10 protein-coding genes are annotated in these 12,192 nt (G+C 74.9%); 5 read left to right on the forward strand and 5 right to left on the reverse strand.

Annotation, left to right across the window (positions count from 1 at the left end; genetic code table 11):
- Positions 1-3 precede the first annotated feature (3 nt).
- From EDD54_RS13040 to EDD54_RS13050, 3 genes are all read right to left on the reverse strand, one after another.
- Positions 4-807: a thermonuclease family protein gene (locus tag EDD54_RS13040; RefSeq protein WP_208112192.1), complete on the reverse strand. Its 804-nt coding sequence runs from the start codon at positions 805-807 to the stop codon at positions 4-6.
- A 243-nt stretch (positions 808-1,050) separates the two neighbouring features.
- Positions 1,051-2,172, reverse strand: a complete 1,122-nt coding sequence (gene aroB, locus EDD54_RS13045; RefSeq protein WP_126539822.1) for a 3-dehydroquinate synthase — start codon at positions 2,170-2,172, stop codon at positions 1,051-1,053.
- Complete coding sequence (locus tag EDD54_RS13050; protein ID WP_126539824.1) at positions 2,169-2,801, reverse strand: shikimate kinase; 633 nt, start codon at positions 2,799-2,801, stop codon at positions 2,169-2,171. The genes aroB and EDD54_RS13050 overlap by 4 nt, the downstream gene beginning before the upstream one ends.
- A gap of 111 nt (positions 2,802-2,912) precedes the next feature.
- Here EDD54_RS13050 and EDD54_RS13055 point away from each other — a divergent pair, with 111 nt between their 5' ends.
- The 5 genes from EDD54_RS13055 (at position 2,913) to EDD54_RS13075 (ending at position 7,608) form a co-directional block, all read left to right on the forward strand.
- Complete coding sequence (locus EDD54_RS13055) at positions 2,913-3,083, forward strand: histidine kinase (RefSeq protein WP_126539826.1); 171 nt, start codon at positions 2,913-2,915, stop codon at positions 3,081-3,083.
- 17 nt (positions 3,084-3,100) lie between these two features.
- Entirely contained in the window at positions 3,101-4,024 is a 924-nt protein-coding gene (locus tag EDD54_RS13060) for a site-specific tyrosine recombinase XerD (RefSeq protein ID WP_126539828.1), read from the forward strand.
- 127 nt (positions 4,025-4,151) lie between these two features.
- Positions 4,152-5,111 carry an acetyl-CoA carboxylase carboxyltransferase subunit alpha gene (locus EDD54_RS13065; RefSeq protein WP_126539830.1) on the forward strand — a complete coding sequence of 320 codons (960 nt, stop codon included), beginning with the start codon at positions 4,152-4,154 and terminating at the stop codon, positions 5,109-5,111.
- 122 nt (positions 5,112-5,233) lie between these two features.
- Positions 5,234-6,928, forward strand: a complete 1,695-nt coding sequence (locus tag EDD54_RS23220) for a L,D-transpeptidase family protein (protein WP_208112194.1) — start codon at positions 5,234-5,236, stop codon at positions 6,926-6,928.
- Positions 6,929-7,095: 167 nt separating this feature from the next.
- Positions 7,096-7,608, forward strand: a complete 513-nt coding sequence (locus EDD54_RS13075) for a GNAT family N-acetyltransferase (RefSeq protein ID WP_126539832.1) — start codon at positions 7,096-7,098, stop codon at positions 7,606-7,608.
- 154 nt (positions 7,609-7,762) lie between these two features.
- On the opposite strand, the gene EDD54_RS13080 is transcribed toward EDD54_RS13075, so the two are convergent.
- Complete coding sequence (locus tag EDD54_RS13080) at positions 7,763-8,356, reverse strand: hypothetical protein (protein WP_126539834.1); 594 nt, start codon at positions 8,354-8,356, stop codon at positions 7,763-7,765.
- On the reverse strand, positions 8,353-12,117 hold the full coding sequence (locus EDD54_RS13085) for a glycosyltransferase (RefSeq protein WP_126539836.1): 3,765 nt from the start codon (positions 12,115-12,117) through the stop codon (positions 8,353-8,355). Before EDD54_RS13085 ends, EDD54_RS13080 begins: the two co-directional genes overlap by 4 nt.
- Positions 12,118-12,192: the final 75 nt, after the last annotated feature.

The raw sequence follows: 12,192 nt of genomic DNA on the forward strand, positions 1-12,192 counted from the left end.
CCGTCACCGATCCCTGCCGTCGTCGTCGGGGACGAGCGCGGCCGCCGAAGCGAGCGCGACGTCGATCCCCGCGCGCGGGCTCGCCCAGCCGCGCACCAGGACGCGGCGACCGGCAAGGCCGTCCACGTCCGTTCCGGCGCCCCGCAGCGCCGCGACGACTCGCTCCGCGACGCGGACCGTGAGGTCCTCCGCGAAACGGTCGCCGAAATTCAGATAGGTGGTCCGGCCGCTCTTGCCCACCGATTTCACCCGTCCCGACAGGATCGCGAAGTCCGGCAGGCCGACGGCGGGTGCGGCCGCGGCGCGCGGACGCGCGGGATCCGACCACAGACCGATCCGCTCCCGCCGTGCCCCGGCCTCCGCCGCGGCGAGGGCGGTCGCGCAAGGGCTTTCGGCGCCGTCGAACAGCACGAGGCCGGCGGCGAGCAGGCGGGCCTGGAGATGGCCGTGGCCGTCGACCGAAACGGCGCCGACGATCCGGCCGCGGCGGTCGAGCCGCGCGGTGGCACCGTGGACGACGACGGCACGGCCGGCGAGGGCCGCGAGCGCCGCGGCAAGGGCCGTGCGGTCGGCGGGCCGGGCGTCGGCCGGCAGCAGAACGCCCTCGAGGGCGGCGCCGGTCGGGCCGGCGCCGGAGGTGGCCGCGAAGGGCAGCACCGGCCGGAAGGTGGCGGGGCGGAGGAGACCCGGGGTCGCGTCGGCCGCGTCCCCGGCCACCCGCGCCGCCGCGACGGTCTCGCCGCCACAGCGGGCGTCCACGGGTCCGGACACCTCCGCGGCTGCGGCGATCGCCGGGAGGATGGTCAAGGGCGCGACCACCGACGAGGCGAGGGCCGCCGCGGCCAGCCTGCCGCGGAGCCGCAGCCAAGCGCCGTGCCCCCTCGTCGATCGCATCGAATTATCCCGGCGGGTGCCCGCCCCGGTCCCTGTCCACCGCAGGGATAGCACGCCCGGGCGGCCTTTTGCACTGCGGCAGACACCGGCCGGCCGCATCCGCGCGCCGACGCGACATCGCTGCAACGGCGGGGCCGGCCACGGGGGTCGGGCGCGTCAGGCCGCGCCGAGTTCGCCGGCGAGGAAGTGGCGGACAGCCTCGGGCGGAACGTCGCGGGCGATGAAGGACCGGCCGACACCACGCGAGAGGATGAAGGTGAGCGCGCCGCGGGCGACCTTCTTGTCCTGGGCGATCAGGGTCATCAGGCCGTCGGCGTCGGGCAGGCCGCCGGGGACCTGATCGAGCCGGGTCGGCAGGCCGACGGTCTCGAAGTGACGGCGGACACGGACGGCGTCCTCGGGGCCCATCAGGTTCATGCGCACGGAGAAGTCGTGCGCCAGCACCATGCCGATGGCGATCGCCTCGCCGTGGACGAGCCGCGCGGAGGAATAGCCGGTCGCCGCCTCGAGGGCGTGACCGAAGGTGTGGCCGAGGTTGAGCAGCGCGCGGTCGCCGGTCTCGCGCTCGTCGCGGGCGACGATCGCGGCCTTGGATCGGCAGGACACCGCGATGGCGTGGCCGCGGGCGGGGCCGCCGGCGAAGACCTCGCGCCAGTTCGCCTCCAGGAAGGCGAAGAAGTCGGGATCGTCGATCAGGCCGTATTTGGCGACCTCGGCGTAGCCGGCGCGGAACTCGCGCTCGGACAGGGTGTCGAGCACGCCGGTGTCGGCGATGACGAGGTCGGGCTGGTGGAAGACGCCGACGAGGTTCTTGCCGTGGCGGACGTTGATGCCGGTCTTGCCGCCGACGGAGCTGTCGACCTGGGCGAGCAGCGAGGTCGGGATCTGGACGAAGCGCATGCCGCGGCGCACGACGCCGGCGACGAAGCCGGAGAGGTCGCCGACGACGCCGCCGCCGAGCGCCACCACCGCGTCGCCGCGCTCGTAGCGGCCGCCGATCATCTGATCGACGACGAGCTCGAACACCTCGAAGCTCTTAGAGGATTCGCCCGGCGGGATCACGATCGCGCTCGCCTCGACGCCGGCGGCGAGGAAGGCCTTCTCGAGCGCCGGCAGGTGGCGGTTGGCGAGGTTGACGTCGGTGACGATCGCCGCGCGCGCCTTCGGCAGCACGGCGCGGAACAGGCTGCCGGCGTCGGCGAGGAGGCCGTCGCCGATGACGATGTCGTAGGACCGCTCGCCGAGCGAGACGGGGACACGGACGGCGTCGGCGGTCATCGGGTGCCCTCGGCGGGTCGGTGTTGCGGCGCGAGCCCGGTTTCGAGCGCGGTGAAGACGTCCTCGACGACGGCCTCGTGCGGCACGTCGCGCGAGAGCACGGTGAGGTCGGCCCCGGCGTAGACCGGGTAGCGCTCGGCGACGAGGCGGCGCAGCGTGCCCTCGGGATCCTCGGTCTGGAGCAGCGGCCGGTTGGCGCGGCGCTTGACGCGCTCGAACAGCACGTCGGCGTCGGCCTTCAGCCAGACCGAGACGCCGGCGGCGCGGATGGCCTCGCGCGTCTCGGCGTTCATGAAGGCGCCGCCGCCGGTGGCGACGACCTGACGGCGCTCGCGCAGCAGCCGGGCGATGACGCGGCGCTCGCCGTCGCGGAAATAGGCCTCGCCGTGCTCGGCGAAGATCTCCGGGATGGTCTTGGCCGCGGCCTCCTCGATGGCGTGGTCGGCATCGACGAAGGGCAGGCCGAGGCGGGCGGCGAGGCGCTTGCCGACCGATGTCTTGCCGGCGCCCATCATGCCGACCAGCACGATGGAACGCTCGCCCAGGCGGGCGAGCAGCCCGCGGACACGGTCGGCGTCGGCGGCCGTCGGGTGCGACGCCGTCTCGGCGTCCGTCGTGGCTTCGCTCATGAATTTCTCTTGGGACCGGCCCGGCCGTCCTGTCAAGCGCGGCCCGGTCCGCCGACGCGCCCTCCCCCGGGCTTTCGCTCTCCTTAACCGTCTTCGCCGAGGATGGCGGCCATGCCGACGCTCAGCCGCTTCGCCCGCACCGTCGTGATCGCCGTCGCCCTGGTGGTCGGCGCCATGATGGCGCTGGCGAACCTGGTCGCGCCGAGGACGCGCACCATCACAGAGCCGATCGATTCCCGGATCATCCGCGACGCCGGCAAGCCGGCGCCGTCGGACCGGTGACAGCCACGGAGGCGCCGATGGCTGCCCATCTCACCGAGGCCTTCCTGGAGGCGCTCGCCGTCGAACGCGGGGCGGCGGCCAACACGCTCGCCGCCTACGGCCGCGACCTCGCCGAATACGCCGCCTTCCTGAAGGCGCGCGGACGCTCGGTGGCGGATGCCGGCCGCGCCGACGTCACTGCCTTCGTGGCGGACCTTTCCGCCCGCGGCCTCGCCCGTACCACCCAGGCGCGGCGGCTGTCGGCGGTGCGCCAGCTGCACAAGTTCCTGTTCGCCGAGGGGCGCCGGTCCGACGACCCGACCACCACCGTCGACCGGCCGAAGCCGGCGCGGCCGCTGCCGAAGGTGCTGTCGATGGACGAGGTCGGGCGGATGCTCGACACCGCCGCCCTCCTCGCCGCCGCCGACACCGAGAAGCCGCGCGACAAGCTGCGCACGCTGCGCTTCTCGGCGATGATGGAGGTGCTCTACGCCTCGGGCCTGCGCGTGTCCGAGCTCGTCGGCCTGCCCGCGGCGGCGGTGCGCGCCGACACCCGCGCGATGACGGTGCGCGGCAAGGGCGGCAAGGAACGGCTGGTGCCGCTCGGCGCCCGCGGCCGCGAGGCGGTGCTCGCCTATCGCGCGGCGCTGAAGGCGGCCGGCGGGGCGGGCGGGCGCCACCTGTTCCCGGCCGAGAGCGAGAGCGGCCACGTCACCCGGCAGGCCTTCGCGCGCGAACTGAAGGCCTTCGCCGCCGGGCTCGGCATCGCGCCGGCCAAGGTGTCGCCGCACGTCGTCCGCCACGCCTTCGCCAGCCACCTGCTCTCCAACGGCGCCGATCTCAGGGTGGTGCAGGAGCTGCTCGGCCACGCCGACATCGCGACGACGCAGATCTACACCCACGTGCTCGAGCACCGGCTCGCCGCCCTCGTCGCCGACCACCACCCGTTGTCGGGCGGCTGAGCCCCGCCTTGGATTCGCCGCGATCGCCGTTGACAGGAGCGAGCGTCGCGGCCAGTGTGCGCCGCCGTCGCTTCGCCCATCGCGAGCCGCCCGCCCCACGACGCCGGGGGCCCGACGAGAGAACCGGATGCGCAGCTACCTCGAATTCGAAAAGCCGGTGGCGGACCTCGACGGCAAGGTCCAGGAGTTGAAGGCGCTCGGCCAGTCCGGCGACGCCGTGGCGATCGGCGACGACATCGCCAAGCTCGAGGCCAAGGCCGCCCAGGCGCTGGCCGACCTCTACGCCAAGCTGACGCCCTGGCAGAAGACCCTGGTCGCCCGCCATCCCGACCGGCCGCACGCCGCCGACTACATCGGCAGCCTGATCGATGACTGGACCCCGCTCGCCGGCGACCGCACCTTCGGCGAGGACGAGGCGATCCTGGCGGGCCTCGGCCGCTTCCGCGGCCGCCCGGTCGCGGTGCTCGGCCAGGAAAAGGGTCACGACACCCAGACCCGCATCAAGCACAATTTCGGCATGGCCCGGCCCGAGGGCTACCGCAAGGCGGTCCGCGTCATGGACCTCGCCGAGCGCTTCCGCCTGCCGGTGATCGCCTTCGTCGACACCGCCGGCGCCTATCCGGGCATCGGCGCCGAGGAGCGCGGCCAGGCCGAGGCGATCGCGCGCTCGACCCAGGCGTGCCTGCGCCTCGGCCAGCCCAACGTCGCGCTGGTGATCGGCGAGGGCGGCTCGGGCGGCGCGATCGCGATCGCCACCGCCAACCGGGCCTACATGCTCGAGCACGCCATCTACAGCGTGATCTCGCCCGAGGGCGCGGCCTCGATCCTGTGGAAGGACAGCGCCCGTGCCCAGGACGCCGCCACCGGCATGAAGATCACCGCGCAGGACCTGCAGCGGCTCGGCATCGTCGACGGCGTCGTCAAGGAGCCGGTCGGCGGCGCCCACCGCGACCCCGCCGCCGTGATGAAGGCGGCCGGCGACACCATCGAGGCCGGCCTCGCCGAGTTCGACCCGCTGACCCCGGCCGAGGTGCGCAAGGCCCGGCGCGACAAGTTCCTGGCGATCGGGCGCGACCTGAAGCTCTGACGCTCCCGTCGTGGTAACCTTTCGGTAACCGTATCCCCCGAGGATGCGGGTCGGATGCCGGCCCGGGGCCGGCGGTGGTCCAGGGCGCGGGGGGGCGTCCCACATCGACGGCGAACCGACGCATGCGCGCTCTCCTCGGCAAGATCCTCTCGGGCAAGCCCTTCTCCGGCAAGGCCGCCATCGGCCGGCTGCCACGCCTCGTCGGCGCGCTGGTCGTCGCCGCGACGCTGGCGGGCTGTCAGGCCGACGAACTCGGCTACGGCCCCAAGGCCTCCCGTCCGCTCGGGCCGAAGATGAACGAGGCGATGAGCCGGCTCGGCATCGCGTCCGACGCGCCGGTGCTGATGCGGATCTTCAAGGAGGAGAGCAAGTTCGAGGTCTGGCGCAAGGACCGGACCGGACGCTACGCCCTGCTCGCCACCTATGACATCTGCAAGTGGTCGGGCCGGCTCGGGCCGAAGATCAAGGAGGGCGACCGTCAGGCGCCGGAGGGCTACTACACCATCACCCCCGGCCTGATGAACCCGAACTCGGCCTATCACCTCTCCTTCAACACCGGATTCCCCAACGCCTACGACCGCGCCAACGGGCGCACCGGCTCGGCGCTGATGGTGCACGGCGCCTGTTCGTCGCGCGGCTGCTACGCCATGACCGACGCGCAGATCCAGGAGATCTACACCCTGGCGCGGGACGCCTTCCGCGGCGGCCAGAAGGCGTTCCAGCTGCAGGCCTATCCCTTCCGCATGACCGCCGAGAACATGGCGCGGCACTGGGACGACCCCAACATGCCGTTCTGGCGCATGCTCAAGGAGGGCTACGATACCTTCGAGCTGACGCGCCAGGAGCCGCGGGTCGACGTCTGCGGCCGCAAGTACGTCTTCAACGCCACCGCCAAGGCGGCGCTGAACCCGGCCGCGGCCTGCCCCGAACTGGTCAAGCCGCCGGAACTGGTGGCGGCGCTCACCGCCAAGGCCAAGGCCGACGACGACAAGGCGGTGGTGATGGCCGCCCGCTTCCGCACCGAGCGGGAGGCCGAGGAGCGCCGCCAGATCCTGATCGCCCAGAACGTCGAGGCCGAGCGCCGCCGCGCCGAGGAGGCGCGGATCGCCGCCCTGCAGCCGCGCGGCGACGGCGGCAAGCTGATCACCGCGCTGGTCGACACCGTGCGCAGCGCCGCCACCAGCGTCGGCAACGTCGCCGGCGTCGGCGGCGAGCCGACGGCCACCGGCACCCTGGTCGCGACCGCACCGGCGCCGACCGACGCCGGCGACCCCGTCACGACCGCCGCCGTCGACGCGGCGCCGCTGCCCCGGCGCGATCCGCGCCTGCCGGAGCCGGAGCCGGCGCTCGCCCTCGTGGCCGCGCCGCAGCCGCCGTCCTCCGGCGTCGGCGCGATGTTCGGCCGGCTGTTCTCCTTCGGATCGGACGAGGCGCCGCCGGCCGAGGCCGCGCCCGAGCCGGTCGTCGCCGCCGTCGCGCCCGCGGCGACGGCTCCCGTCGCGACAGCTCCCGTCGCGGCTGCCGCCACCGTAGCCACCGCCCGCCCGTCGGCCGCCCGGCCCGCGGCGGCACGCCCGAACCCGACCGTCGCGACGGCCCCGGTCGCGGCCGCGCCGCCCGCCGTCACGCCGGCCGCCGCGATCCCGCCGCTCGCCGCCCCGGCGCCGTCCGGTCCCGCCCTCGCGGCGTCGGCCCCCGCCGTCGGCGAACCGGCCTGCACCGCCGCCGCGCCCTGCCAGGCCCCGGTGACGGCCGCCGCCGCCGAGCCGACGCCGAGCGACAAGAGCCTGATGGACCGCATCGGCAACTGGTTCTGACCCGACCGTCCGTTCGTACGGAACCCGGCCCCGCGGCGCCCTCGACAGAAGGGGGGACCGCCGCCGCGGACCGCTCGCCCCGGTTGGCGAAGTCGTGATCCGGACGGCGTGACGCGGGCGCGCGACGGGTCTTCCGCGACCGGACTCCCCGGGTTAAGCTCACCCTCATGAGCACGCTGTCGATCGACGTCCGCAGGGCCAGGGTTGACGACGCAGCCGGGATCGCCGCGGTGCACGACGGCGCTTGGCGCCACGCCTACCGCGGCATCCTGCCCGGCATCGACCTCGAACGGATGGTCGAGCGCCGCGGCCCGACGTGGTGGCAGAAGGCGATCCGCCGGCACGTGCTGGTGCTCGTGCTCGAGGTCGACCGCCGGATCGTCGGCTACGCCACGCTGGGGCCGAGCCGGATGCGCACGCTGCCCTACAAGGGCGAGATCTACGAGATCTACCTCGTGCCGGAATACCAGGGCCTCGGCCTCGGCGGCCGGCTGTTCCAGGCCGCCCGGCGACTGCTCGGCGACCTCAAGTTCACCGGCGTCGCCGTCCGTGCCCTCGCCGCCAACGAGGGCGCCGTCGCCTTCTACAAACGCCGCGGCGGTCGGCCCGTGGTCGAGACCGGCGAACGCATCGGCGACACCGTGCTCCCCGTGGTCGTGTTCGGCTGGGACCAGGGCTGATACCGCACTCGCGACGTTCCGACCCGTGGACGGAGCTTTCGCGCGCGAGCAGCGCCCGGGACCTCTGGTCGCCACCGGATCCTTGGGCGATCGGCGGGCCGCCCGGCCGTTGCACCCGCTTCGACCCTTCCGCTCCTCCTCCATCGCGCGCCCGCTAGTCCTCCGCGGACGGATCAATGTCGCCGGCGCGGCGGGCGAGAAGGTCGTCCAGCGAAACCGCCGGTCGGGGCGGACCGGGCGGCGACGGTCGCGGCGGCAGGTGGCGGCGCAGATCGGCGAGGGCCGACCGGATCTCCGCGGGCACGTCTTCGTCGGGGGGGACCACGGGGTCGGCGAGCATGCGGCGCAGCAGCAGGACGGAGGCGGCCAGCACGAGCCGGTCGCCGGGCGCGACCGCGCCCGCGACGCCGCCGCTCGCCGCGGCGACGATCGCCTCGACCGCCTCCCCCGAGCGCAGGTCCGACCAGCGGACGTCGGCGGCCGGCCCGGGGCCGTCGGCCGGGGCGAGGCCGTGGACGAAGCGGTCGACTTCGTCGGGCCGGCCGGCGCGGCGCAGCCGCGCGGCGACGTCGGCGCGGAGCTCGGGAAAGCAGTTGAGCGCGTTGCGCAGATGGGCCACCCGGGCCGCCGACGCCGACGCCGGCTCGGCGAGGGCGGCCTCGACCACGTTCAAGACGACCGCGCGCACGCCGACGAGCCGATCGCGGCCGGGACGTTCGCGGCCCGGGCGGTCCGCCGGCGCGGTCACGATCCGTCCCCCGCTTGGGAGTCGACCACGATCCGCGGCACGACGGCGTCGCGGTACTCCGGCGAGGCCGTCATGACGTCGACGACGATGCGCTTGGCGTCGTCGGGCGCGGCGCGCTCGAACGCCCGCATGAACTGCGCGATGCCGCCCTCGTCGCCGGCCCGGCCGAGGATCTCGCGGTAGCAGGCCTCGACGAAGGCGCGGCCGTCGAGGCGTCGCAGTTCGGCGAGGTCGACGCCGGGCAGGGCCAGCGCCGCGAGCAGCCGGGGGTTCGCGTGGACGGCCTCGAAATACTCGTCCGAGGCGATCAGCTCGTCGACGGCCCGGGCGAGGTGAACGCCGGCGGCGAGCGCCCTGTCGATGCCGGCGACCTCGGCGTCGGTCGGCGCGCGCCCGAGCAGCCCGGCGAGGAGCTCGCGGCCGCGGCGCCGGCCGAGCACGGTCTCGGAGGCCCGCGCCACCGGCGGCGGACCGGCCGCCAGCGTGAACAGCGGCCGCTCGACGCCGTCGCGGTGCATCACGGCCTGCTCGACGGCGCCGACGACGATCTCGGCGACGTCCCGCGCCGTCCGGCCGCGGACGAAGGCCTCCGCGAGCGCGTCGGCCTCGGCGAGCCGTGGCTCGGACCCGAGGATCGCGAGCATCGCCTCGGCGAGGCCTTCGGGATCGCCGCGCTCGGCCCGCGCGACGACGGGGAGCACGTCCTCGGCCAAGTCGGCGCCGACGGCGAGGACCGGACGACGGGCGGCGAGGGTACGGCGGATGGCGGCGCCGGTCTCGGCCCGCGATCCGCCGCCGGGGACGACGACCAGATCGGACGCCGCGGCGAGGATGTGGACCTGCTCGACCGCCAGCGCCGCGTCGGCGGCGACGACCCGGTCGGCGAGGCCGTGGAGGGCGATCAGCTCGCGGCAGGTCGCATCGAGACAGCGGATGTCGGCAGCGGACCCCGCCGACGCGGCGAGGACGAGTTGCGCCCGCGGAAAGCGCCCGCGCGACAGGGCGAAGGCCTCGATCAGGTCGGGCGGCGGCGGGCCGACCGAGAGGACGATCGGTCCGTCGGCCGCGAGGCCGAGGACGTGGCGCAGCCCGTCGCGCGCGAGCACCGGGAGATCGGGGACGACGCGGGGCAGCAGCGTCACCCTGTCGTGGAGGCCGTGTTCGGCGAGACGGTTCAGGTCGGCGAGCGTGTGGACGAAGACGCCGTCGACGGCGGCGAGTTCGGCCGCGTGGTCGCGGAGGAAGGCTTCGCGCGCATCGGCGCCGTCCTCCGGCGCCTCGTCGAGGACGACGTGCACGACGATCCGGTGGACGCGCAAATGGGCGAGGCCGCGGACGAAGTCGTCGGCCGCGAAGGCGGCGGGGTCGTGGCCCACCAGCACGGCGTCGAAGCGCTCGTCGACCGCGCGGCGGCACAGCGACTCGAAATCGCCCGCCCGCGGCGACCACAGCCGACGGACGGTCCCGGGCGCGGCTTCGGCCGCGTCCCGGGCGCCCCAGTGCTCGACCTCGTAGGGCCCGGCGGGCAAGGCGCGGGCGATGGCCGCGACGTCGCCGGACGGGCCGTCGTCGTAGCGCGCGATCGCGGCGAGGCGGATCCGCTCCTTCGTCGGCCGTGGGGCCTCCAGCCGATCGACCAAGGCCGCGACGTGCTCGCAAGGCATTTCCCCCTCCCCTCGTTCTCTCTCCGGCTCCGCCGATCCCGGTGCACGCCCGGATGCGACCGCTCTCAGCACCCGCGCGAGGTCGAGCCGGTCGAAGGCGACCCGGTGCGATCCCGGTTCCGCGTCGGGATCGCCGGACGCGACGAAACGCGACCGCACGCGGATCACCCGCCCCCCGCGGCGAGGGTCGAACCGCGCGCCGATCGCGGGCGCGATCACCAGTCGTCCAGCCGCGACGGCGGCGGCGGCGACGGCCTCGACCACCGGTCCGGCGGTCGGCGGGACGACGGCGTCGGCGGCGCGGCAGAGCGCGGCGAGGCGCGCCGGCGTCGGCTCGGCGCCGTCGACGACGACGCGCGGCGCGTCCGGCTCGGCACGGATGCGGTCCACCACGGCCTGGACGCCGGTCGACGGGTCGGTGCCGGCCGCGACGACCAGGACCACATCGTCGGTGGCGGCGAAGGCGGAAACATAGGCCTTCAGCACCGCGTGGGTCTCCTCGTCGGGGTGTCCCGAGGCGACGAGCAGGAAGACGAAGGGCCCTTCGCCCCGCGCCCGCGGCGTCGCCGCGGGCGGCGCCGGTGCGGCGGAACCGTCGTCGATCACCGCGACGGGCACGCGGACGCCGCTGTCGCGGCAGACCTTGGCGCCGTGGCGCCCGGACACCAGGACGCCGTCGAGGCCAGCGTTGACCTGGCGCACCAGCCACGACGGCAGCCGGCTCCCGCCGCCGGCGAGCCGCTGCAGGCGGAGGTCGGCCAACTGGCCGCGTGCGGTCGGTGCCGCGGCGTCGCGGAAGCCGACGCTCGGTGCGGCGATCGAGAGCGGGGCGGCGGTGCCGGCGGCCGGGGCGGCGTCCGGTTCGTCGACGCGATCGGCCGCGTGGACGGGTGTCGCGTCGATCGCCTGCAGCGCCCGGGCGAAGGCGTCGTCGAAGCCGGCCGGAGTGCTAGCCGGTTCGGGGGGGCCCTCGACGAGGACCTGCCGGCGGCCGGACGGCGCGGGTGTCGGCACCAGGGCCGCCGAAAGGGACAGGCCGTAGCGGCGGTCGAGGAACGCGAGCAGCTTCGGCAGGCTTCGGTCGATCGACAGTTCGGCGGCGCGCGCCCGCTGGCGCCGGACGAGGCCGCGAAGGCCGGACCGCGTGCGGAAGACCTCCGCGATCGCGGCGGCGAGTTCCTCCGGGTCGGGGCTCTCCAGGAGACGGCCGGCGCCGCCGAGGGTCTCGGCCACGGCGGCGGCGCGCAGGGCGAAGACGGGGACGCCGAAGGCCATCGCCTCGACGAGGGGAACGCCGAAACCCTCGTGCCGGCTGTAGGAGACATAGGCGTCGGCGTCGCGGTAGAGGCCGTAGAGCTCCTCGTTCGGGACCGCGCCGACCACGGCGACACGGTCGCCGAGGCCGAGGCGGGCCGTGTCGTCGCGCAGCGCGCGCAGATGGTCGCGACCGTGGTCGGCGTGGCCGCACAGGGTCAGCCGTACGCGCCGGCCGACCGCGCGCTCGATCGCGGGCACCGCGCGGATCAGGTCGTGCTGCCCCTTGTTGCGGCAGATCCGGCCGACGAAGAGCACGTGGAAGACGTCGTCGCGGTGGCGGTAGGGCCGGGCGCGGTGGGGACGGTCGGGCAGGCCCTCGAAGTCGGCCAGCAGGCAGATCGGCTCGACGTCGGAAAAGCCGCGCTCGACGAGGGCGCGGGCGTTGAAGGCGCTGTCGCACACCGCACCGTCGACGACCCCGCGCAACCGCGCCAACTGGGTGTAGCCCTCGACGACGGATCTGCGGACGACCTCGTCGCCGGGGCCGAAGAAGGCCGGCTTGGTGATGTTGTGGTAGACGAGGATCTTGCGGCACTTTGCCGAGACGACCTCGTCGATCACGGGGTTGTCGGCGGAATGGTGGATCAGCAGGACGTCGTCGGGGCCGAGCGCGTCGGCGGAGAAGCGCTCGATCCGGCCCGCCAGGTCGCGGTGGACGTTCCAGGTGCCGACCGAGCCGGCCAGCCCGACGCGACCGAGCCGCTCGGCGAGCAGCAGCATGGCGTTGGTGATGGCGTCCAGCGGATGGTTTCCGGCGTGGTACTGGAAAAGCTTCGTCATCTCGACCTTCACCGCCGCCCCTGCGGCGTCCGGCGACCCGCGGCACCCCCCTGAGGCCCGGGCTTCCCTCCGTCA

This window comes from Oharaeibacter diazotrophicus (assembly GCF_004362745.1).
Lineage (GTDB): Bacteria > Pseudomonadota > Alphaproteobacteria > Rhizobiales > Pleomorphomonadaceae > Oharaeibacter > Oharaeibacter diazotrophicus.